This is a genomic window from Pseudarcicella hirudinis (genome assembly GCF_900115665.1).
Taxonomy (GTDB): domain Bacteria; phylum Bacteroidota; class Bacteroidia; order Cytophagales; family Spirosomataceae; genus Pseudarcicella; species Pseudarcicella hirudinis.
Genome location: NZ_FOXH01000006.1, coordinates 141,443 through 166,691, shown reverse-complemented (window position 1 = coordinate 166,691; position 25,249 = coordinate 141,443). Strand labels below are relative to the sequence as shown.

Annotated in this window: 15 protein-coding genes; 13 read left to right on the top strand and 2 right to left on the bottom strand. The window is 37.1% G+C overall.

Annotation, left to right across the window (positions count from 1 at the left end; genetic code table 11):
• The first annotated feature begins 200 nt into the window (after positions 1–200).
• The 5 genes from BM179_RS12495 to BM179_RS12475 all read left to right on the top strand — a co-directional run bounded on the left by BM179_RS12495 (position 201) and on the right by BM179_RS12475 (position 10,134).
• Positions 201–815: an RNA polymerase sigma factor gene (locus BM179_RS12495; RefSeq protein ID WP_177219380.1), complete on the top strand. Its 615-nt coding sequence runs from the start codon at positions 201–203 to the stop codon at positions 813–815.
• A gap of 104 nt (positions 816–919) precedes the next feature.
• On the top strand, positions 920–2,050 hold the full coding sequence (locus BM179_RS12490) for a FecR family protein (RefSeq protein ID WP_092017292.1): 1,131 nt from the start codon (positions 920–922) through the stop codon (positions 2,048–2,050).
• Positions 2,051–2,301: 251 nt separating this feature from the next.
• Positions 2,302–5,724 carry a TonB-dependent receptor gene (locus BM179_RS12485; protein WP_229632944.1) on the top strand — a complete coding sequence of 1,141 codons (3,423 nt, stop codon included), beginning with the start codon at positions 2,302–2,304 and terminating at the stop codon, positions 5,722–5,724.
• A gap of 86 nt (positions 5,725–5,810) precedes the next feature.
• Positions 5,811–7,319, top strand: a complete 1,509-nt coding sequence (locus BM179_RS12480) for a RagB/SusD family nutrient uptake outer membrane protein (RefSeq protein WP_092017290.1) — start codon at positions 5,811–5,813, stop codon at positions 7,317–7,319.
• A 523-nt stretch (positions 7,320–7,842) separates the two neighbouring features.
• Complete coding sequence (locus tag BM179_RS12475; protein ID WP_092017288.1) at positions 7,843–10,134, top strand: GH92 family glycosyl hydrolase; 2,292 nt, start codon at positions 7,843–7,845, stop codon at positions 10,132–10,134.
• Positions 10,135–10,443: 309 nt separating this feature from the next.
• Here the strand turns inward: BM179_RS12475 and BM179_RS12470 are convergent, their stop codons facing one another.
• Complete coding sequence (locus BM179_RS12470; protein ID WP_092017286.1) at positions 10,444–10,695, bottom strand: hypothetical protein; 252 nt, start codon at positions 10,693–10,695, stop codon at positions 10,444–10,446.
• A 298-nt stretch (positions 10,696–10,993) separates the two neighbouring features.
• Here BM179_RS12470 and BM179_RS12465 point away from each other — a divergent pair, with 298 nt between their 5' ends.
• The 4 genes from BM179_RS12465 to BM179_RS12450 all read left to right on the top strand — a co-directional run bounded on the left by BM179_RS12465 (position 10,994) and on the right by BM179_RS12450 (position 15,873).
• Positions 10,994–11,941 carry a ParA family protein gene (locus BM179_RS12465; protein WP_092017284.1) on the top strand — a complete coding sequence of 316 codons (948 nt, stop codon included), beginning with the start codon at positions 10,994–10,996 and terminating at the stop codon, positions 11,939–11,941.
• A 12-nt stretch (positions 11,942–11,953) separates the two neighbouring features.
• The gene (locus BM179_RS12460) at positions 11,954–12,859 is read left to right on the top strand and encodes a hypothetical protein (RefSeq protein ID WP_092017282.1); all 906 of its coding nucleotides are present in this window, start codon (positions 11,954–11,956) and stop codon (positions 12,857–12,859) included.
• A 1,049-nt stretch (positions 12,860–13,908) separates the two neighbouring features.
• Positions 13,909–15,291, top strand: coding sequence for a replication initiation protein (locus tag BM179_RS12455; protein ID WP_092017280.1), 1,383 nt, complete (start codon positions 13,909–13,911; stop codon positions 15,289–15,291).
• 165 nt (positions 15,292–15,456) lie between these two features.
• Positions 15,457–15,873: an OsmC family protein gene (locus tag BM179_RS12450; RefSeq protein ID WP_092017278.1), complete on the top strand. Its 417-nt coding sequence runs from the start codon at positions 15,457–15,459 to the stop codon at positions 15,871–15,873.
• A 41-nt stretch (positions 15,874–15,914) separates the two neighbouring features.
• Here the strand turns inward: BM179_RS12450 and BM179_RS12445 are convergent, their stop codons facing one another.
• Positions 15,915–18,050 (bottom strand): hypothetical protein, encoded by a 2,136-nt coding sequence (locus tag BM179_RS12445; RefSeq protein WP_092017277.1) that lies wholly within the window; start codon positions 18,048–18,050, stop codon positions 15,915–15,917.
• 876 nt (positions 18,051–18,926) lie between these two features.
• Between BM179_RS12445 and BM179_RS12440 the strand changes: the two genes are divergently transcribed.
• The 4 genes from BM179_RS12440 (at position 18,927) to BM179_RS12425 (ending at position 25,196) form a co-directional block, all read left to right on the top strand.
• The gene (locus tag BM179_RS12440) at positions 18,927–19,955 is read left to right on the top strand and encodes a 2-hydroxyacid dehydrogenase (protein WP_092017275.1); all 1,029 of its coding nucleotides are present in this window, start codon (positions 18,927–18,929) and stop codon (positions 19,953–19,955) included.
• A 161-nt stretch (positions 19,956–20,116) separates the two neighbouring features.
• Entirely contained in the window at positions 20,117–21,709 is a 1,593-nt protein-coding gene (locus BM179_RS12435; protein WP_229632943.1) for a sensor histidine kinase, read from the top strand.
• Between the two features lie 81 nt (positions 21,710–21,790).
• Positions 21,791–22,849, top strand: a complete 1,059-nt coding sequence (locus BM179_RS12430) for a response regulator (RefSeq protein ID WP_092017273.1) — start codon at positions 21,791–21,793, stop codon at positions 22,847–22,849.
• Between the two features lie 157 nt (positions 22,850–23,006).
• Positions 23,007–25,196: an alpha-galactosidase gene (locus BM179_RS12425; protein WP_092017271.1), complete on the top strand. Its 2,190-nt coding sequence runs from the start codon at positions 23,007–23,009 to the stop codon at positions 25,194–25,196.
• Positions 25,197–25,249: the final 53 nt, after the last annotated feature.

Sequence of the window (25,249 nt, the reverse complement as noted above, 5' to 3'; positions counted from 1 at the left end):
ATCGCTATTGCCTGTATTTTGAAAAACAAATAAAAAAATATTAAAATCAGGATGGTTTTTTAAACTTATCTTATGGTAAAACGCTGAAACTGATTGTCTTTTCAGGGTAAACCCTGAAATTTTGAAAAATGTGAGCGGATAATATACATTTTTTAATATAAATTTGTACCTATCATCGAAGACAAATAATCACATTCTGGTTGGATAAAGAACAAAATCATAGAGACGATGCTCTTCTTTGGGACGCCTTCCGCAGAGGCGATGAAGAGGCTTTTGAGTTAATTTACCGAACTCATTCCTCTACGTTGCTTTCTTATGGGAAAAGAATCTGTCCCGATCACGATCTTGTGAAAGATGCATTACAGGATGTTTTCGTTGAAATATGGAAAAGGCGTGAAAATCTTCGGGATTTACATACCATTAAATTTTATCTTTTCAGGGTTATGCGCAATCGGTTAACCCTTCTGATGCAAAATAACCTGACTTCCTACGGAGACGATTTTCCGGAAAAAAATGAAGATTTATTAAGTCCTTCCATCGATTTTATTCTGATGGAACAGGAAACTATTACACATCAGCAGACTAAACTTCAGGAAGCAATCTCTTCTCTCCCATCCCGCCAGCGGGAAGCTATCATGCTGGCCTTCTATGAGGATTTCAGCAATGAGGAAATAGCAAAAATTATGGGAATCAACTACCAGTCTGTATTGAATCACCTCAACAGAGCTTATCTCTCACTTCGTGAGCTGCTCACAGAAATCACACTCCTTCTGTCTCTTTTTCTCAGTTATTCTTTCCAGAAAATTTTATTCTAATTCCGTGAATTTCAAGATCAAACAAAAAAAATTATATTTTTTCTCAAAATAGTGAGTTAAAAAGAGGGCATTCTTTCTATTGTTATTAAAACAGTCCTTATAGAATGAATTACCAGCAATTTAACAAGGAGGATTTTATCTCTGATTCTTTTTTCAGGCAGTGGGTAAAACATCCGGATAACGAATCAAATCTGTTTTGGGAGAATTTTCTGAAAACAAACCCCGGACAAGCTGATACTATCTATCAGGCAGCTGAGATTGTGCGAAACATTTCGGCTGCAGCCGCTAATCTTTCTGAAAAATCCAGCTTTGTTGAGGAAGAAGATCTCTGGGAGTCTATTAAAAAACAAGCTTTTGAGACGGAATCTGAAACAGAAGAAACCTCTGCTCCGAATATTTGGTGGCGTGGTTGGAGCACTTTTGCTGCTGCAGCTTCCGTTATGCTGATGCTTGGTATATTGGGCTGGGTTTACCTTAACCGCAGAACCTCAGAGCCTACGCAGGTAATGAAAGAACTCGTGGCAAAAACACCTTCCAGATACATTCAGGAATTTAATGACGCCGAAAAACCCAAACTGGTTATTCTGCCAGACGGAAGTTCGGTTCTCTTACAAAAAGACAGTCGTCTGACATACGCCAGAAAATTTGACGGAGAAAAACGTGAGGTATATCTTGTTGGAGAAGCTTATTTTGAAGTTTCCAAAAACCCGCAACAACCATTTTTTGTATATGCTAATGAGCTGGTTACCAAAGTTCTGGGAACAAGTTTTAATATAAAAGCCTATTCAGAGGAAAACGATGTAGTTGTAACAGTCCGCACGGGAAAAGTAGCAGTTTTCCATCAGGCTGACCCTCAGAAAGAAGAAAAGAAAAATTCATTGTCATTAGATGGCCTTGTACTTCTGCCGCACCAGCAAGCCGTTTTTGCCAGACAGGAATTAAGATTAAGTAAGACTTCGGGTGAAACTGTGATTAATCTGCCAAAAATATTACCTGTTCAAATCAGTACTTTTATATACGATGCTGTTCCGGCTTCTGAGGTTTTTAAAGAACTTTCTACGGCTTATGGCATTGAAATAGTCTATGATGAGGGAGTCCTGAAAAGCTGTAGATTAACTGCAGATTTAAGTGATGAACCTTTGTCGAAAAAGATTGAAATTGTTTGCAAAAGCATAGAAGCAAATTATGACATTCAGAGTAACAGAATCGTCGTTTCCAGCCTTGGATGCCAGTAGTAAAACCCGTTTTCTGTGAATTTATGACCAAAAGAAGGTCTTGTGTTATTAATCTTTAAACCAAATCTATCAACCCTTCAAACAATCCTTCAATTAAATGAAATAAACAAAATTCCAAAAAAAGAGAAGTCAGCAATGCTCCACCATCACTGACTTCAGAGGTTCCTCAAAAGTTCGAAAACTAACATCCGCGGTAACGGATGGAGGGAATGATTTTGCCAATTTTTTCTATAACAAAACCCAACAAATGTATGAAAAAACAATTATTATCCAATGATATTGGATGGAAAGTCATGAGACTAACACTACTCCAACTCCTTTTAGTGGCGATTTTCACCAATGCCTCTGTAGCATTGGATGGAAAAGCTCAGGAGATCCTCGATCGAAAAATAACATTAAACATCGTTAACAAAAACATTAAAGATGCTCTTAATCAGATTGAAAATTCAGCAGGTGTAAAGTTCTCTTACAGCCCGGATCTGATTCAGGCGAATAGAAAGGTTACTATTTCTGCCGTAAAAGAAAACCTTTCTACTGTACTGGAAAACCTCCTTAATCCCCTTCAGTTAAGATACGAAGTCATTGGAAGACAGTTAATTCTGGCCAGAAATAACGTTCGTAAGGTTTCTCTTTTACCAACTCAGACAGAAGAAGAAGAGACCGCGCCGCTTTACGTTTTGAAAGGCCGGATTACTGATGAATCAAACCTCGGAATACCGGGGGTTACCATCCTTTTAAAAGGGTCAAATGTAGGAACTACCACTGATAATGATGGTCGTTATTCCCTTAATCTGGCTAATGGAACAGGTACTTTGGTGATTTCTTCTGTAGGTTATGTTACTCAGGAGGTTCCTCTGAATAACCGTACAACAATTGATGTAACCTTAAAAACTGATGTAAAGTCTTTGAGTGAGGTAGTTGTAATTGGTTATGGTACAGTAAAGAAATCTGATTTAACAGGTGCAGTTACTACAATCAAGGCTGATAAACTTCTTGATATGCCTTCTGCTAACGTTTCACAGGCTTTACAGGGAAAGATTGCCGGAGTTGAGGTTAGTGTGAACAGTAATGCTCCGGGTGCTGCGGCAAAGGTACGTGTGAGAGGTATTGGTTCTATCAACTCAAACATTGACCCTTTATATGTTGTGGACGGCGTTGTCGGGGTAGATGGTAACTCAATCAACCCAAATGATATTGCTTCATTGGAAGTATTAAAAGATGCTTCTTCAACAGCTATTTATGGTTCTCGCGGAGCAAACGGTGTAATCATGATTTCAACCAAGCGTGGAAGAAAAGACGGAACAACCATCTCTTATGAAGGTTTTGGAAATATCAGTGAATTATCAAGACATTTAAAAACCCTGAATGCCGCTGAATTTGTAAAAGTTTATAACGATGCTTATGCAAACGGACAGAAATTTGATCCGGCCGGAGGTACATGGGCACCGCCACGCGCGTTGAATCATGCAAATTTTCCTCTGTTATTTGACGCAAATGACAAACCTATTTATGATACAAATTGGGAATCAGAGACTTACAAACCATCTTTCTCTCAAAGCCATCAGTTAAATATCCAGGGCGGAAGCGAGAAATCAATGTTCAGTTTGTCGCTGGGTTACCTTGATCAGAACGGTCTGATGACCACTTCTGCTTTCAAACGTTATTCTGTGAAAATGACATTGGATAATGAGTTGAAAAACTGGCTGAAACTTGGCGGAAATATCAACCTGATTCAAAGTACTCAACGAATGGTTTCTGATGGAAACGGCGGATTGAACGTTCCGAGAGCTGTAACTGAAGAAGTACCTATTTTACCAGTAAAATATCCTGACGGAACATGGGCCGGAAATAATGACATCGCTGGTCTTGAAGGTGCACCAAACCCGGTAAATATTGCCAATAACAGATATACACTGAACAATACCATGCAAATGCTGGGTAACGTTTATTTGTTATTCCATATTTCCAAAGATCTTGATTTCAAAACTGATTTCGGATACAATCTTAACTCTCAGAAAAACAATTTCTATTCTTCTCAGAACCTGGCGCACTTATCTCAGGATCAGGGTGGCGTTGCCAATATTAATGCTTATTCTAATTACTACTGGCAGACAGAAAACTACCTGACCTGGAACAAGCAGATTAATGAAAGACAAAAGTTGACAGCTCTTCTGGGTACTTCATTACAAAGAAGAGGCCAGGAAAGAGTTCGTTCTGAAACTCAGTCGTTTATCGATGATATTTTCCAATGGCATTATCAGCAGGCCGGAGCAGTGAAGACCGCAAATGAATCTCAGGATGACCAGTCTTCTTTAAGTTCATTTTACGCAAGAGCTACTTATAATATCGATGACAAATATTTGTTTACCGCAACAGGCAGATATGATGGCTCATCAAGATTTGGTAAGAACAATAAATATGCATTTTTCCCTTCTGTGGGTGCAGCATGGCGTATCTCTCAGGAGGATTTCATGAAAAACAACAGATATATCTCCAATTTGAAGGTTAGAGCAAGTTATGGTACTTCCGGAAACCAGGAAATCGGTCAATATCGTTCTTTGGCACAGACGCAGCCAAGTACGACTGTTCTTAACGGAGCAACACAATCTTCTTTATTACCAAGTTATATCGGAAACCCGGATCTGAAATGGGAAAGATCTGTACAGGCAGACGTAGGTCTGGAATTGGGAATGTTTGATGATCGCATCAATCTGAACGTTGATTACTATAACCGTGTTACAAAAGACCTTTTATTACAAGCTCCTATTCCGTGGTCTGCGGGTGAAACCAACGCAAACGTTTATAAAAACGTAGGTTCAGTAAGAAACTCAGGTATTGAAATCAGTTTGAATACTGTAAATATTAAATCAAAGGATTTCAGCTGGTCAACTAATTTTATTTTCGCTTCAAACAAAAACGAAGTGCTTAGCCTCAATGACGGAAATGCGGATATTTTCCCTGGTCCAAACTTCTTAGGACAAAACTTTATCATCCGTGTCGGAGAGCCTATCGGTTCATTCTACGGTATGACAAGACTCGGAACTTACAGTACTTCTGAAGCGGACGAAGCGGCGAAACATAACTTAAAGCCTGGTGACAGAAAATATTTGTACAATCCAGACGGAACAGTTAATTACAGCATTATTGGCCGTGCTTATCCGAAATGGACAGGAAACTTCAGCAGTACAGTAAAATACAAAGCATGGGATTTCAGTTTCGATATTCGTTTTGTACAAGGTGTAAATACTGCGGCTAACTTCAAGCACTCAGCAGAAGACAGACAAACTATCTCAAACAGCCTTGCAACGGTATTAAATGCCTGGACACCTGATAATCAGAACACTTACGTTTCTCAGGTTCGTAACTACAAGTTTGCTCAGGATTCTCATTTTGATACCTGGTGGGTTGAAGATGGTTCATTTATCCGTGGTCAGAATTTTATGTTGGGTTATTCTTTCCCTTCTCCTATCATTGAAAAATTACATATCAGGAAGTTGCGTGTGTATGCAAGTGTTCAAAACCTTTTCGTGATTACCAAATATACAGGGTATGATCCGGAGGTTGATACATTCAATACTGGTTATGGCTCAAACAGTTCTTTCTCTCAGAACCTAGACTTTTTTGCTTATCCAAGACCAAGAGTATGGAACATGGGTTTGCAGTTAACATTCTAATGTGTTTAGAACAAGACCTGAAGAATACTCCTGATAAAATAAAAGCATAGCTTTTACAGCTATATTTTACTAAAATTTAATTTCAAATGAAAGCAACAAAATATATAGCATTTGCAATTGCAGCACTGTTTACCAGCTCTTGCAAATCGTTTTTGGAGGAAAATCCTACCAATTTCTTAACCCCTGATTCCGATGTTTCGAGTGCAAAAGTGGCAAGAGCTTTTGCAAACGCTTCTTATCAAAATTTTCAGGGTGTGCTGGCCGGGCAAAACTCTTCTTACGGAGGAAATACCTGGAATCTAATGGAATTTATGACCGGAAAATCTAACAGTGATTTAGGGCAGACCGGATTTGTGAATTTCCAGAACCTTTCTTACAATAACACGTCTTTCTATATTGATACCTGGTGGCAGCAAATGTACCTCGGAATCGGTGCCTGTAATTTAGCTATCCAAAAAATTCCGACAATCAGCGCACCGGGACTTTCAGATGCTGACAAAACTAATCTGATGGCAGAAGCCCGCACTATGCGTGCCTTGTATTATTTCTATCTGGTAAGAATGTACGGTGCTGTTCCGAAAGTAACAGAAACCCCGAAAGATCTTAACCTGAGTGTACCAAGAACTTCAGCAAAAGAAATTTACGACGGTATTATTATTCCGGACTTACTTGCGGCTGAAAAATCAACTTTGCCATGGAAAGATCCTTCCGGAAAAGTTTCTATGGGAGCCATTAAATCCTTACTTGCAGATGTATATCTTACTTATGCAGGTGCGGCAATCAATGGAGGAACTCAGTTTTATGCAGAATCTGCCAAGCGTAGTTTAGACGTTGTTCAAAACGGTGGTTACTCATTATTCCCTGAATATACAGACATGAATAAGCCTGCGAACAAAAATAGCGGAGAATTCATTTTGCAGGTACAATATGCTGCTTCTGTACCATCTACCAACCCGCTTACAGCGCTTACTATTCCTAACTATTCAGGTATTTCTAAATATTCTGATGAATATGGTTCAGTGTATCCTACGCTCCAATTTTACAATTCTTATGCAAAAGGAGATAAAAGAGCTCAGGAAAAACAATTCTTCTATAAAAGCTATAAAAGTGCGAAAACCGGGGAAACTGTTACTTTCAAAGGACCATATATCTACAAATGGCTAGATTCCCTGGCTGTAAACAGTACAGTTAAGTCGGATCTGAACTATACTATCTATCGTCTTGCGGATGTAGAGTTAATGTATGCTGAAGCTTCAAACAGAGCAGAAGGCGCTCCAAATGCTAATGCTATCCAATTTGTAAATAACATTCGTCAAAGAGCAAAATTAGCTCCGATCGGCGCAATGTCTCAGACAGCATTTGAACAGGAGGTTTGGTCTCAGCGTTATTTTGAACTATGTTTTGAGAATAAAATGTGGTTTGACATGCTTCGTACCAGAAAAGTTCGTAACGATGTAACCGGTAACTGGGATGACTTCATCGGTCATACAACGGTATTTGGTTCGAAATTCACTGAAAAACAATTGCTTTTCCCATTACCAAAACAGGAAACGGATGTTAATCCGAAATTGCTTCCAAATAACCCCGGATTCTAACATACCCAATTATATCTGATTATTTATTCAAAAACGGGTTGCTTTCTGCAATCCGTTTTTTGATTCCGGAAAGGAAAATTTCCCTCCGGCAAAACGACCTTCATACATTCTTACAAAGCATTTTATAGAACTACACCCTGTATTTCAACCCGTTTTAAGGCGTTCTAAGCTCATAACTATCCCTAAAACGAACATTATCATTGCTCTTTAAAACGGTTAAAAATTCATAAGATTTTAAGTACAACACAAAAGGGTAAAATAAGGGTAATCTGCACCTATTTTCTTTCATTTCAAGCAAAATATTATTCCGTTTGGCATTTAAAAAATGTACAGAAAAGGTTAATATATACCCAAAAAGTCTTCGAACATTAATTATTATTTGATTATTCATTTTTACTCAAAATAATATTTTGTTGAAAAATTATCGTTTTTCAATATTCATACATTGCAGTAGTATATAAAAACCAATTTCAGACACATTATATTTGAACAATTTTATACCCAATTAATCTAACAAACGAAAATGATTAAAAAATTTCTATCTTCCTTATTGCTCTTCATAACGATAGCAATAGCTCATGCTCAAACCGGTAAGGCTCCTTCCAATCCTGTCGATTGGGTTAACACCTTAATGGGAACAGCCTCAAAACATAATTTATCTACCGGTAATACCTATCCGGCCATCGCCATGCCCTGGGGGATGAATTTCTGGATGCCTCAAACCGGAAAAATGGGTGATGGCTGGGCATATACCTATGATGCTGATAAAATAAGAGGTTTTAAACAAACTCATCAGCCAAGCCCATGGATTAACGATTACGGGCAGTTTGCATTTATGCCGGTTACCGGAAAAAAAAGATTTAAAGAAGATGACCGTGCAAGTTGGTTTTCCCATAAATCAGAAACTGCAAAACCGTATTACTATAGCGTTTATCTTGCTGATCACGACGTAACTACTGAAATTGCTCCTACTGAAAGAGCTGCTGCGATTCGTTTTACCTTTCCGCAAAGTGATGAATCGTATGTAGTCATCGATGCCCTTGATAAAGGTTCATATATCAAGATTATTCCCTCAGAAAACAAAATAATTGGCTATACTACCAAAAATAGCGGTGGAGTACCCGAAAATTTCAAAAATTTCTTTGTAATTCAATTCGACAGACCTTTTGCAAATACTTCAACTTTCAATGGCGACAATATTGACGATAAGTCACTGGAAATCAATGATAAACATGTCGGTGCTATTGTAGGATTCAAGACTAAAAAGGGTGAAAAAGTATATGCAAAAGCTGCTTCATCCTTCGTGAGCTTCGAACAGGCAGAAATTAATCTACGGGAGATCGGTACAGCCGATTTTGAGACGGTTAAAAAACTGGCAAAATCTGCCTGGAATAAAGAATTATCGAAATTAAACGTTGAAGGCGGATCAGATGATCAGATTCGTACTTTCTATTCTTGTCTTTACCGGGCCATGTTGTTCCCGAGAAAATTCTATGAAATTGATAATACCGGAAAAATAATTCATTACAGTCCTTATAATGGAAAAGTTCTTCCGGGATATATGTTCACCGATAATGGTTTCTGGGATACCTTCAGAGCGGTCTTTCCTTTTTTCAATCTGATGTTCCCGACATTAAATGCTCATATTATGGAAGGTCTTACCAATGCATACAAGGAAAGTGGGTTCTTACCTGAATGGGCCAGCCCGGGACACAGAGATTGTATGATCGGTTCTAATTCTGCCTCTTTGATTGCAGATGCTTATTTAAAAGGCGGAAAGGGCTACGATATTAATACTTTATATGAAGCTTTATTGAAAAATAGCGAAAATGAGGGCCCTTTAACATCTGTGGGAAGAAAAGGTGTGAAATATTATAATGACTTAGGCTATGTTCCATATGACGTTAAAATCAATGAAAACGCAGCCCGTACACTGGAATATGCCTATGATGATTTTTGTTTATATCAATTAGCAAAAGCGTTGAAACGCCCTCAGGCTGAGATTGATCGTTTCGCTAAACGTTCCCAGAACTATAGGAATCTGTTTGATCCAGGTACAAAACTAATGAGAGGTAAAAATCAGGATGGAAGTTTTCAATCTCCTTTTAATCCGTTCAAATGGGGTGATGCTTTTACAGAAGGTAATAGCTGGCATTATACCTGGAGTGTTTTTCATGATGTACAAGGACTTTCAAACTTAATGGGCGGTCGCAAAGAGTTTACCAGAATGCTTGATTCAGTATTTGTGGTCCCTCCTATCTTCGATGATTCATATTATGGGTCTGTTATTCATGAAATTCGTGAAATGCAAATCATGAACATGGGTAATTATGCGCATGGAAATCAACCTATTCAGCATATGATTTATCTTTACAATTATGCCGGAGAACCCTGGAAAACCCAATACTGGACTCGTGAAGTAATGAATAGATTGTATCAGCCAACACCTGATGGCTATTGCGGTGATGAAGACAATGGTCAGACTTCAGCCTGGTATGTATTTTCTTCTCTTGGCTTTTATCCGGTTTGTCCTGCTACCGATCAATATGTAATTGGTGCACCTCTTTTCAAAAAGGTAACTCTCCAGCTGGAAAATGGCAAAAAAGTTACCATAAATGCCGGAAACAACTCTGCAGATAACCGTTACATCAAAGATGTGAAACTTAATGGGCAGCCATATAGTAAAACCTGGTTAAGTCATAAAAATCTTATGCAGGGAGCACAAATTGATTTCAATATGTCATCAGTTCCAAATAAAACCCGTGGAACAAAAGAATCAGATTTTCCGTATTCTTTCTCAAACGAGAAAAAATAATACAAAACTTCATTGTAAAAGGGGGCCTAAAATCAAACGATTTCAGGCCCCCTTTTATTTTTATATTTAGCAATTCTGTATAGCACTATTTTATCTGATTTTTCAGCGATTAGCTTAATACAATAAATAAAAATGTTATTTTTCAATAAAAATCAATATTTCAAGATTTTTTCACAAATAAAATATAATACTTTTTTATCTAATTGAATTTTGAGGATTTTCAATTTTGCACAGTTCTTCTATTCATTTGCCCTATTAATCTGCTTCTCTTTCTTACTTTGGGCTTGTTTAATCATTATAATTCTTCGGTTAAAACAATGACAATTGTCCTATCGTTTTTTTCAAAGCAAAGAGATATGGCTTACGTTCCGGCGACTTAATTAATTTCACATCCATCTGAAAAACAGTACCTATGGGTAACTGTTCTCTCCACTTTCTTGAGCAACTTATCCAGAGTCTTGGAACTTTTTGCTCATCAAGCGGTCTCACTCTTATTCTCTTTTTTTTCGAATCGAAGGTAGTTATAACAAAGCAATTAGGAAAAAACTCAGATTTTTTCATGACGACAGAATTAAGATTTCCAAACTAAAGCCTGCCTCCTATTACCAATTATTCTGCTTTCATCTTTTCAAGTGTTCAGGAAAATCCATTTTCTGAAAAGATATTCTTCCCAAACTACAGTCGATGTTAAGCAAAAATGAAGTATAAATTATGGAGCTGTAATACATTATTGTACTGATAATCAATGTATTATTTCCTGGCCGCATTCTTTTTTCAGAGAATCAAAAATTTTATTTGTCAAAAAACAATGACATTTTGATTTAATTGTCTTATTTTTATACCAAAACAAATCTTAACTATGTTAAATCACGAAAAAGCAATTTCATTCCTCAGACGGAATCCTGCTCTGTCTATTTCTGTGTTAGAAAAAGAAGCTGGTTTACCAAATAGTACCCTGGCAAAGTCCCTTAACGGAGATCGTGTTTTAAATGCTAAACATCTTTCAGCGCTATATCCAATTCTTACCAAATATGGTTATAATGAATCAATTAACCAAAAAGCTCGTATCATTTCCATCATAAATCATAAAGGTGGAGTCGGAAAAACTACTACAACTATCAATTTGGGAAAAGCACTTACCTCTTTTGGGTTCAAGGTTCTTTTAGTTGATATGGATTCACAGGGAAATCTTTCACAATCTCTTGGTGTTGATAACCCCGACAAACAGGTGGTTCATGCCCTTTTGAAAAACGTAGAGTTACCAATTACTCCAATTGAACCTAATTATGATCTTGCACCAAGTGACTTAGAACTTGCTTATGCTGACCTTGAACTGGTACAGGCTGTTGGAGGGGTAAATCAATTGAAAAACAAATTAAATGCTTTCAGAGAGAAATACGATTTTATTCTGATAGACTGCCCTCCTGCTCTTAATATTTTTACGAACTCTGCATTAGTAGCTTCTACCAGCTGTTTGGTAACCTTACAACCGGAAGTTTCGGCGATGAAAGGGATAAATAATCTCTTTGAAAGAATTACTCAGGTAAGAGAACGTATTAATCCGGATCTTGGCGTTGAAGGGATAGTGCTGACAATGGTCGATAAACGCTTGAAAATTCACAGAGACATGATTGACTATGTTTATCAGAATCTGGGGAATTTTAAAATTTTTAAAACAGAAATAAGAATCAACGTTGCCCTGAAAGAATCTCAAATTGCCCAAATGGATATATTCAGGTATGATTCTCATTCAAATGGAGCGGTTGACTATCTTAGTCTCGCCCGTGAATTCTGTACCAACAATTAATTTGCTGAAACAATGTCAAAAAAATATGCAGGAATGCTTGGTGAGAAACAAATCATCAAAGATCAAAGCCTTCTGAGATATGAAGCTATAAAACAAAAAATCCAGGTGCTCCCTGAGCTTCGCGATTTAATCCCCCCACTTCAGGAGGAAGAGAGTAAACAATTAGAACAAAATTTGCTTGCAGAAGGCTGTCGGGAAGCTCTAATGGTCTGGGAGACATCCCAATCTGTAATTGACGGCAGTGCTTCAGACGAAGCAGTTTATATTCTGGTGGATGGTCATAACCGTTATTCCATCTGTAAAAAACATCATCTGGATTTTAAAATTCATATTCTTTCTTTTATTTCCCTCAAGGAAGTACGAGAGTTTATGATTGATAATCAACTGGGCCGCCGGAATCTTATGCCGGAGCAAGCAGCTTATTTACGCGGACTCCGTTACAACAATGAAAAATTAGAAAAAGGTAAATATAACCGTGATGAGCATAAAGGACAAAATGTCCCTTATGATTCCGAAGGCAAAAAAGAATCAACTTCCGAGAGATTAGCCAAACAATATAATGTCAGCGAAAAGACTATAAAAAGGGATGCGGAATTTGCTGATGGAATTGATAGACTGGCCCCTTCTTTGAAAAAAGATATTTTAGGAGGTAAAATAAAGGTAAAAAAATCCGATATTCAGTTGCTGGGACAAATTCCGGTCGATGAACCTATCAGCAGCATGGATGATGTGACCACATTATTAAGCCCGCGGGTTTCCACCCTGACTGTAGAACCACTTGTAAAAAATACTACTGAAGTAAACACTTTAAAAAAACGAATTAAAAATCTTGTCAGCCAAATAGATGCTACAAATGATATCGAGCTTTGCAATGAACTTATTTCCTGCACAATTGAATTAAAAAACCTGTTGACTTAAGAAAACAAATACTTGATTTTTAGACAAAAAGCATAAAGGACAAAATGTCCTTTATGCTTTTTGTCTTTTATGAGCATTGAAATTTTGTTACAAAGATTAAAACTCGTTTTTTCAAAAAATAATATTAAAACAGCAACATCAGACTTTATTCTGTTTGTATATCTTTTAAATCTTTATTTTCTTTATAGTCTTTATGACCTTTGTAACTAATTGGTTATCAGTAAATTACACACCTTAAAAACGAGTAATATAGGGTTGTATAACGAGTAATATAGGGCGATACGACGAGTGTTATAGGGTTATAAACGAGTAATATAGGGCTTTTCAACGAGTGTTATAGGGTTATAAACGAGTTTTGCAGGGTTTTATATAACGAGTTTTATAGGGTTTATAAAAAACGAGCGTTATAGGGTCTTCTATAAAATAACTGCTCTTAAAAAACGAGAGATACAGGGTTTCAATAACGAGTTTTATAGGGCTTTAAAAAACGAGAAATGTAGGGTTATCCCTGTAGTTTTTACAAACTTTAAAAACGAGTAGAATAGGGTTCTCTCATAAAAACTAAACCCTGCTAAAAACGAGTTAAATAGGGTTTTATCAGGAACTTTAGGGCTTCTGTAAAACGAGTTTTATAGGGTTTGTAAGCACAGAATTCGCACTTTTATTAACGAGTTTTATAGGGTTTAAAAACGAGCTATATAGGGTTTCCAATTTTAACTTACCTGTAACCCCCTATTTTCGGCAGTCATAAGATTAAAATGAACCTGAAGATTTTTATTTAATAAACCTGTAATATCCGCTTAATTTTTAATGAATTGTTACTCAGCGATTTAGATAAATTAATAGTTTAAAAACGAGTTTTATAGGGTTCAGATTTATAAAATGAAGCAAAAACGAGTTTTATAGGGTCATTTTCCTGCCGGATTTCATTCAATAATCTGATTTGTTTCCAAAAACGAGTTTTATAGGGTATGGAAAAAAAATAGTTTTAAAACGAGTTTGTGTTTTTGAACTATTTTTTATAACTTAATTTCCAGAACGTAACATGTATGGAAAATAACGAAGAAAGAAGAGAAAAAGCTATTAATGCCCTCTCAAAAGATCCTTTCAGGATTGTCAAAAGTAATCCGATAATTAACTCAAAATACGAGATCTCTGCTGTTCAGGCTAAAATATACCTTCTGATGATTTCAAAATTGGATGTCAGTAAACCAAATTTTGAACCTTTAAATTTTAGTGTTAAAGATTTTGAAAGACTTTATGGTACAGATACCAAAGCTATTTATAAACTGATAAGTACTGAGGCGGTAAAATTAATGTCTAAAAGAATTTCTTATGAGGATGAGCATATCAGAATAGATACTGTGTTGCTGGCCTCGTGTATTTACCATAAAAGAGAAGGTCGTGTTACATTCGAATTACCCAGGGCCCTCCAACCCTTTCTCCTGCAATTAAAACAAAATTTTACTACCTATAACCTGGAGAATATACTCAGACTGGAAAGTGTTTACTCTATCAGGTTTTTTGAGTTTTGCAAAGAATATGAAGGTTTAGGAAAGTTTTCATTCCTTGTGGAAGATCTGAAAGATACTTTTGGGATTGCCGACAGATACAAAAACTATTTTGATTTCAAGAAATATGTGGTTCTACAGGCTGAGAAAGAGCTCAAAGAAAACTGCGAATTATTTTTTGATTTTACAGAGGAAAAACAAGGTAAAAAAGTAATTAAGCTGCATTTCAGGATTCATAAAAACCGGAAACAGAAGAAAGACGGATTTGATTTTGATGAAGCAGAAGTGATTGATTCCCCGGTTGAAGAAATATTCGGATTGGTGAAAAATTTTGTCAGCCTGGAAACCGTACAGGGATGGTTTGCTAAACTTCCGGAAGAACAGATCAGAATTGGTGTGGATTATTCATTGGAGCAGAACAAAGCCGGTAAAGTGAAAGATATGGGAGCCTACCTTCAGAAACTGGTAAATGAAACCTCCTTGTGGGAAAAAGAAAGTAAGAAACAGCAGGCGACCAAAGACAGGAAAAGTAAAACAGATGCTCATAAAAAGGTAGCTCAACAGGAGCTTTTCAAAGAGCGGCAGGCAGAAAGTGATAAAAATGAATTTCTGAGTGACTATGAACAGGTCATTAAAGTGTTCAGTCTGACAAAACTTAATACTATTGAAAATCTGTCTGATGAGGTGATGGAATCCATTCGGTCAGAACAAGGAATGATTATGAATTCCATTGCCCTGAGCAGTTATGAAAACAATACCGAATTAAGTGCAAAAGACGAGTTTTTCTTTAATTATGAAAAAGGAACAACTTTTTATTACGTTGTCAATTCTTACATTCAACAGAAATATTCAGGAGAATTTAAATTAGTAAAACAGCCATTCGAGCTCAAGGCAAAAGCTTTAAAGATTTCTTTACCTTAATTAAAAGGATTGAAACAATTATAATACTTAATTTGTTTGCAGACATAAATCAGGAAAGAAATTATGCGTGTATCTGTAGCTTTATGATTAATAACGGATACATTTCTGACCAGCTCTTATTATCATTAAAAATTAACATTCAACTCTTATTTAAACATTACAACTATGCAAATTAAAAGAAATGCAACTGCTCAATGGATTGGTGCAGGAAAAGATGGCAAAGGAACGCTTACGACTCAAAGTGGAGTATTAAACAATACGCAATACTCATTCAATACTCGTTTCGAAGATGGAATCGGAACTAATCCGGAAGAATTGGTAGCAGCAGCACATGCAGGATGTTTTTCAATGCAACTGGCTTTTAACTTACAGGGTGCCGGATTTACGGCAGAAAGCATTGACAGCAATTCTGTGGTTATTCTTGAAAATGGAGCTATCAATGAAGTGAACCTTACTACAAAGGTAAAAGCTCCGGGATTAGATCAGGCTAAATTTGATGAGCTGGTTACTCATGCTAAAGAAAATTGCCCGATTTCAAAATTGTTGAAAGCAACCATTACTTTAGACGCTCAGTTATTGTAATAAATTAAAAGAGCTCGCCGGCCGGCGAGCTCTTCTGATATTTAAGGCATTCTTTTCAAACCTTCCCATTTTACTTTCCACATTCCGTTTTTGGGAATACCCGGATTAACTTCTTTGCAGCCATCGTAACCGGCACACATCAGAGCAACCGCAGCTAACAATCCTCCGTTTCCGGGCAGATACAATCGGAGCCGATTATCCTGAAAATTATGGCCATTTACCAGATAAGTGTTTGTGGTAATGTTCATAAGTAAAGCATCGACAGCCTGTTCAGGCTTTCCCAGTCGCGTTGCCGTCATAGCCGTCATTGGAAAATCCCAACCCCAGGTATCTTTCCAGTTCCAGATCTTTAATACTTTGTCATAAGTTTTCCGCATAGTTTTTACATTAAGCATTTTACTGCCCGGCAACATTCCGAAAGTACCCAGTACACTCGGATGATCTGTTAAATACAAAGGATTGGTATAAGAATCTTTTGCACTTTCAGCCGCCAGATAGACATCATCCTGTACGGGAAGCGGGGAAAGATTATTTAAAACATCATCCCATTTTTTATTCCTGCTCAAGCCCAATCTTTCCCGCCATTGCTGTGCTACAGAAAGTCCCCAGTACCAGTAAGCAAGTTCATAGGTTGGGTTAAACGTGTCCTCAGGTTTGAAACGCTCCTGAGCGGGAATTAAACCTTTGCCTAAAATGTATTTTCCTTTTGCGGAATCATAGTAAGCATAAGATGCCATAAAATCGGCGGTTTTAAAAACCAGGTCTTTATATTTTTGCAGCGTTTTTAAATCTTTATGCTCCCGATAACATAGTTCGGCAAAAGTAATAAAATGAGGCTGCTGCCAGATTAAAAATGCACCGACAGAAGAAGGAGCCTCTTTCCCGGCCGGATCTGTCATTTTCTGCCACCTCAGGCCCTCGAAACCTTGTCTTAGAGCGATTTTCTCTGCTTCGGCGGATGTTTTCCTGTACCAGCCTAAACTTTGCTCTAATAAGTCAATTCTGTTCCATAAAGCAAAATGAATTCCATGCCACCAATGCATTTCCAGGTGAGGCTTGCCAAACCAGCTGTTATAAGTAAGTCCGGTTTCCTGTGGGGGTTCTTTTCCCGCACATTGAATCCTGGTAAGATATTGAGAGAGAATAATCCTTCTCTCCAGTTCCTTCGCCCTCGGGTCCTTACTCCCGGCAAAATCAACCGCTGCGCCTCTTTTCCAGAAAGACGCCCAGGATGAGATATTATTTATTTTTACCTCAGCATAGGAGGGTAGGAGAGGAAGAGCTTTTGCATCGGTAAACTGGCAGGAGAATTCAAAAGAATTGCTTTTCGTAACAGGATTGATAATAAAATGATGTAATTCATGAGTATCTACGGTTGAAGAAGTATTACCCTGAAATTTTACCAGATAAGAATACTGATCCAATGAATGGAGAAATTCAGCACTTTTGTTATTCAGAATTTTTACAGAAGAATGATGTTTTTCCGGATCAGCATAATTATTTCCGGAATCAAGAAACTGGTTGCTTGGGAAAGGAAACCTGATTCGCAGTTTTATTCTTCCCTCTGAAATCAGGGAAGAAACCACTTTTACTGAAATAATATCCTGATTTTGGTGAGACAGTGTAAATACCTCAATCGGAATACCTTCGACTGAAAACAGGCTTTTGATCTCTCCTGTCCAGGGATTAAGCTCCTGCTGAATATCCGTTATATCTCCGGGTAGAATCTCCTGACTATTTTTTTTCAATATCTGAAATCCGATATTGCCTAATTGCAATCTTTGGGGATTTTGCCTGAGGAAGTTAATCGCAGCTTTACTTCGATCATTATCGGAAGATTGTACAGCATAAGAAATGGATCTTCCATTTATCTGATAATTTTTAAGAGATTCTTCTATTTTGAAGTTTTGAGTATTGGGAAAACTATGCCAGCCCCATTCCGATTGCGTTCCTAAGGGGATTCCATTGGCATAAAAATCCGGAAAAGTTTGCAATCCGGTAACATCCACACTAAAAGCAAAATGCCCGTTGCCTACAGATAATGATCCTAATGTATCAATTTGAGAAAGCAGAACTTTGTGTCGTTCGACTAATTCCTTCCTGTTAATTCGATTTTGACCGAATGAAAAAGACAAGCTGAACAGGTAAACAAAAAAGAAAACAGAGAAACGCTTCATAGTTAGTTTATTAGATTTAATTCAACAAAGACATTTCTCTTGTTTTTTTAATGTTGCCCGTGAAGGAAAATTTGAGATGAGACCTGAACAGAAGAAGACCCTGAAAATTGTACCCTATAAAACTCGTTTTTATGTTTTCCTGGAAAATTAAATCAAATGAAGTAAAACTATAATTAATTCGATGTTTTTTATAATTACATCAATATTTTTCGTAAATTAAAGGCAAGAAATAAGCTATTTAAAGCGTTTACTAAAAAAGAGTTGGTAGTTCTGATATTCACCTGAAATAAAATAGTAAAATCTGTAGAGAGTATCGCACCTGCGTCTTGTAAAGATAACAAACCTCAATTTCCTCAATCCGAACCCGCTTGTTTAATTTCTGAAACATCAGTACCTGAACTGAAAAATACTTGCAGTTTTAAATTTTAGCATACCGTTAATTATTAAAAGAAAAAACGCTGCTTTCCGTGGAGAATCACGGGAAAAATGCTGTTTTACAAGCCATAAGTTCTATTAAAATAGGACTATTTTAATATTTGACAAAATTGTCAAAAAATATTTTTTCCAAATAATATGAAAATATTAATAAAAAATGTAATTTAATATTTACAATTAAAACCAGACTGTTTAAATAGATATTCAGGTTTTTAATAATTTATTTTGTTTTTTCACTTCTTTGAACATTTTAATTTAGTTTCCTAAACCAAATCCGGAAATAAGCTGTACACATACATAATAATATGTACATAATTGTATTATTTTAATATTCTCTTTCTACCGTATCATTTGTCACCCTTAGTGTTGATAAAAATCATAGAGTTGTTTTAATGTTGAGCGTAATTTTGAATAACAATCATTTGAAACAGATACAGACTTATGAAAACACTCATCTATAGCGTAAAAGAGTTTGAAAAGCCTTATCTGGTTTGTGCCAACAAGGGGCGTCACGAAATAACAATCACCAATAAGCCTCTTACTTTAGAAACAGCCTGTTTAGCGGCCGGCTTTGAAGGGGTGGCAGTTTTCACAAATGACGATGCATCTGCGGATGTATTAAGAAAACTGAAACAATTGGGAGTTAGTTATATTACAACACGTTCAGTTGGAACAGATCATATCGATCTGGACGAGGCCGAGGCTTTGGGCATCGGAGTGGGAAATGTACCGCATTACTCTCCGTATTCTGTAGCAGAACATACCGTAGCGATGATGCTGACCTTGAACAGAAGGCTGATTTTAGCCAATGAAAAAGCACAACGCTATCAATTTGATCTGAGTAGCCTGATCGGATTTGACATGCATGGAAAAACAGTAGGAATTATTGGTTTTGGAGAAATCGGTTCTATTGTCGGGAAAATACTCAGCGGATTTGGCTGTAAAATTATGGTCTATGATAAAGTCATGGAAAAATGCCTTTCCAAAGAATTTGATTTTGACTACGTAGATTTGGATTTGTTGTTGGAAGAATCAGATATTATCAGTTTGCATATGCCTTTAACAGAGGACACGAAATACTTTATCAATGAACAGACCCTTTCGAAAATGAAGAAAGGAGTAATGTTGATTAATACAAGCCGGGGAGGAATTGTGAATACGATTGATGTACTTGATGCGGTAAGAGACGGGAAAATCGGTTATCTGGGACTTGATGTATATGAACATGAAAGAGGTATTTTCTTCCGGAATCATTTTGAGAGTTTTGGCCGGGATAAAATATTGGTGAATCTGATGAATTTCAAAAATGTATTAATTACCGGACATCAGGCCTTCCTGACCAAGGAAGCCCTCACAAATATTGCAGAGAAAACAGTAGAAAACCTCACAAACTGGGAAAAGAGAGATGACGGAAGCTTTGCTTCAACCATCCGAAGGATTTCAAGAGAAAATGAATTAATGAGTAACTAAAAAAAGAGCATCTTCAGAACTAAATTTGGAGATGCTCTTTTTTTATCCCTTAACCGTAAGATAAGTATTTTTAAAGATAAGTACAATTTTCTCTGTCAGACGAATATCTTGAGCGTATAAAGTTTAGTATATTTATGCCCAAATATGAACTGCGCTAACACATGGAATGGGCTTATAATGATATCCTTCTTAAAACAGTACTAGAGGAAACACCTTCATTTAAAGCTGTGTATGACCTCGCTGAAAGGAAATACAAATATATCAATCAGGTAGGATTAAAAATGTTTGAGCTTTCTGATATTTCAGAGCTTGAAACAGTCTATCCTGAAACTTTCAGAAAAGATGGTTCTGATATTGCCGATCATATAAGATTAACAGATCCTTCAATTTTTCAAAATACCAGGATAGAAGAAGCATTGTTCAGAACACATTCCGGAAAGGAAATCTGGGGGACGATGCAGGTTTCACTTTTTGAAGTAGATAACAAACAATATTATCTGATCAGAATCAGGGATACAAGCCATAGGAAGGAGTCTGAACAACTGATCAGGGATGGAGAAAATCGATTTGAAGCGCTTTTCATGCATGCCGCAATTGGCATTATCATGGTTGACAAAGAAGGGAAAATAATCCTTTCAAACCGTTTTGCCAATGTCATTTTTGGTTATCAGGTCGGTGAATTGATTGGTCAGCAATTAGAAATTCTCATTCCTCAGAATGTGCGGGCTTCTCATAAAGATACCTACAAAAAATATACAGACCGTCCTCAGAGTCGCCCTATGGGAGTGGGGCTTGACCTTAAAGGCAGAAGAAAAGACGGCACACTCTTTCCGGTCGAAATAAGCTTAAGTCACTTTTCTCAGGGAGAAACACCATATTTCATTTCATTCATTAATGATGCTACCTTTAAAAAGCAGGCAGAATATGAACTGCTGGGTAAAAACTCTGAAATTAAAAAATTGAATGAAAGCCTTGAAAAAGAGGTGATTAACAGGACAAATGCTCTGGTTGAAACCCTGAAAACCCTGGAAGAATCCAAAAGAGAACTGGAAATAGCCCTGAGCCGGGAAAAAGAGCTTGGAGAACTTAAATCAAGATTTGTTTCAATGGCCTCGCATGAATTCAGAACACCATTGACCACAATTTTGTCTTCAGCTTCCCTTCTGGAAAAATATCCTACAGAAAGCGAGCAGGAAAAAAGAGACAAACACATTAGTCGTATAAAGTCTTCAGTAGGAAACCTGACAGATATACTTGAAGAATTTCTTTCAGTTGGTAAACTGGAAGAAGGAAAGATTCAGGCTCAGAATTCAGAATTTGATTTGAAGGAACTCATTTCAGAAACGATTCTCGACTTGAAAAGCATTGTCAAGCCGGGACAGGTTATTGAGCAGCATCATAACGGTGAAGCTTTTGTTTTTCTGGATAAATCACTTTTACGAAAGATTATTATCAATTTGTGCTCTAATGCTATCAAATTCTCTCCCGAAGAAGCCGTAATTCATATAAATACCAGATTAGAAGAAGCCAAGTTCTCTATAAGTGTAATAGATTCCGGAATAGGTATATCGGAAGAAGACAAAAAGTACCTCTTTATTCGTTTCTTCAGAGGAGCAAACGTAACTAATCTTCAGGGAACGGGTTTGGGTCTGCACATCGTGGCCAGGTATGCAGAGCTGATGAAAGGAAAAGTTTCTGTTGAAAGCAAGCTGAATGTCGGAACAACTTTTACCATTGATTTTGATTTAAGATAAATGAAATAATGTCTGGTTAATCGGCTTTCTTATCAAAAAGACCGTTAACCCCGCTTTATTATTGATAAACCACAAGAAAATATGAAAGTTATTCTCTTAATTGAAGACAGTGTGGATATTCGCGAAACCACTGCTGAGATTTTGGAATTGGCCAATTACAAAGTTTTTACAGCGGAAAACGGGAAAACGGGTGTAGAACTGGCGTTAAAAACAAAACCGGACTTAGTTATTTGTGACATAATGATGCCTGTACTCGACGGGTATGGTGTTTTGCATATCTTTAGCCAGAACCCTGTCTTGCGAAATACACCCTTTATTTTTCTGACCGCTAAAACAGAAAGAAGTGATTTGAGAAAAGGAATGGAAATGGGTGCGGATGACTATCTGACCAAACCTTTCCAGGAAATAGATTTGCTTAATGCCATAGAAAGCCGTCTGAAGAAGTTCGAAAACATTACCGGTTCGTTCAAAAATACAACGGATGACCTTGAAAAGCTCTATCATGAAGCTTTTCAGGGATTTGACCTGGAGTCGCTTTCTCTTGATAGAAAAGTCTCTTCTGTAAGAAAAAAACAAATTATTTATACAGAAGGAGATGAACCAAACAAAGTATTTTTCCTTAAAACAGGTAAAGTAAAAACGTATCAATCGAACAGGGACGGAAAGGAGTTTGTAACCGGACTGTATAATGCCGGAGATTTTTTTGGGTATATTTCATTAATAGAAGGCTCTGTATATCAGGAATCTGCCGAATCTTTGGAGGATTCTGAAATCGTTGGTATCCCTAAAAATGAGTTTTTAGATCTTATTACAGGAAACCAGACGGTTGCCAATAAATTTATAAAAATGCTGGCAAATGATATTCTGGAAAAAGAAAAGCAGCTTACTCAAATGGCTTACAGTTCTTTGAGAAAGCGAACCGCAGATGCCTTGATTTTATTAATGAAAAAATATAAAACTGAAAACCAGAATAAGTTTTCAATCAGAATTTCCCGTGATGACCTGGCTTCAGTAATCGGAACTGCCACAGAATCTTTAATCAGAACAATCAGTGATTTTAAATCTGAAAAACTGGTTGAAGTAAATGGAGGAGAAATCACCATTTTAGATGAAGAAAAACTGGCAAATCTGAGGTCGTAAGCATTAAATCTGATTCAACCCAAACCGACGAAACTACGTGTTTTGCCGGTTTTTTATTTTGGATAAATACCCGAACCCGATAGAGCAAGCTTATCAGATAATTTATTCTCCCCAAATTTAGGCCATCAATCAAATTGAAATTTCAAAAATTCATGCAATGAAAATAGTTTATCTTTTACCTCTTTTTATTTTAAATATTGCGTTTGGGCAAGTAAAAAAAACAGAACAGCTGTCTGCACACAATGAATCAGCAGCTCCGCAGGACTGGCTTATTTCCAAAAAGATATATTTTGCCAGAATCTTTCAGGAGAATGACGGGAAAGATATTATCCTGACAAATGGCCTGGTTGAACGGAAAATCAGAATTACCCCGAATGCTGCAACTGTCGATTTTAAGAATTTATCTACAAACGAGCAATTTGTCCGCGCCATCCGGCCGGAAGCCAGGATTATTTTAGACGGAAAAGCTTATAATATTGGCGGATTAAATGGCCAGACTGAAAAGGCGTATCTTCTGCGGGAATGGATAGATGATTTTAAATCCGATGAAAATGCTTTTCAGTTCAGGAGCTTCAACATTTCAGATATTAAACCACGGATTAATACTAAGTTTAAAACCTGGGCGATGAATAAGGAACAGGCCCGTGGCAAGGAATTGGTTTTATCTTTTGAATCTGTTTTACCTGCACTTAAAGGGGTAAAGGTCTCTGTACATTATGAGATTTTTGATAATATTCCTGTCATAAGTAAACACGTTACTATTCAGAATGATGGAAGTAATAAGTTGAAAATCAATCAGGTGGTCAGTGAGATTCTGGCAAGTCCGGAAGAAGAATCCGCTGTAATCGGAAGTCCGGAACAGATGAAAAAGCCTCAGAAAATATACATTGAGAATAATTATGCCTTTAACAATGCCATGCGCTATGAATTATCAGATCAGGCAACGCACTGGAAAACAGACTCAAGTTATACTTCACAGGTGAATTACAATTTTCAGACACCTTGCCTGCTGGAAGTGTACCCGAATGAAGGGGTAGGAGTAGAGCTCGGCTCCGGACAGCATTACCAGTCGATTCTTTCCTATGAATTACTGCTCGACTCTTATGAAAGAGAGCGAAATGGTTTAACCAGAAGGAGAATGTATCAGACAATAGCACCCTGGACAACGCAAAACCCGATATTTATGCATTTGGTAAGCACTGATCCTGAAAAGGTGAAAACAGTTATCGATCAATGTGCGGAGACCGGCTATGAAGCTGTAATTCTGAGTTTTGGAAGTGGATTGAATATGGAAGATACTTCAGAGGTAAATATCAATAAATTCAAAGCCCTGGTTCAGTATGCCCATAGTAAAAATATTCTTCTGGGAGGTTATTCTTTATTCAGCAGCAGAAGAATAGACGATGAGAATGATGTAATTGATCCGAAAACTGGCCTTCCTGATAAAGGGGCAATGTTTGGGAATGCTGCCTGTCTGGCTAGTCGCTGGGGAATAGATTATCTGAAGAAACTTAAAAAATTCATTACCGCTACAGGTTTTGATATTTTAGAGCATGACGGCCCTTATCCCGGAGATCTTTGTGCTTCAACCAAGCACCCGGGTCATAAAGGACTTGATGATTCCCAATGGGTTCAGATAGAAATGCAGAAATCGTTTTATCGCTCATTAAATGAACAGGGTGTTTATATTAATGCACCGGACTGGTATTTTTTAGATGGTTCTCATAAAATTGCGTTAGGTTACCGGGAAGTGAATTTCTCTTTATCCCGTGCTCAGCAGAAAATATTAAATCGTCAGAATATTTTTGACGGAACCTGGGAAAAAACACCTTCTATGAGCTGGGGATTTGTCCCGCTTACAAAATATCAGGGGGGTGGTCCGGAAGCAGTTCTTGAGCCACTAAACGAACACCTTAAGGATTATAAACAATTAATGGTTCAATATTATGGTGCCGGAGTTCAGGCATGTTACCGGGGGCCACGATTATATGATACTGCTGAAACCAGACAGATGGTAAAGCTGACAATTGACTGGTATAAAAAGTACAGGTCAATTCTTAATTCAGATATCATTCACCTCAGAAGACCGGATGGACGAGATTGGGATGGAATAATGCATGTTAATCCTGATCTGAAGGAAAAAGGTTTTGTGCTCTTTTACAATCCTTTGAAAGAAACAATACGAAGGAAAATTAAAATTCCTTTGTATTATACCGGAATCAGCAAGCTTGCAATAATAAGACAGGAGGGAGGTTTGCCTCAGAAGTTCAGATTAAGCAGAGATTATATGGCTGAAATAAATGTAGAAATTCCCGCGGAAGGATTTACCTGGCTTGTGGTAGAATAGTAATCATATCGTAATGGATTTTAGAAACCGGTACCTGTAAAGGACCGGTTTTT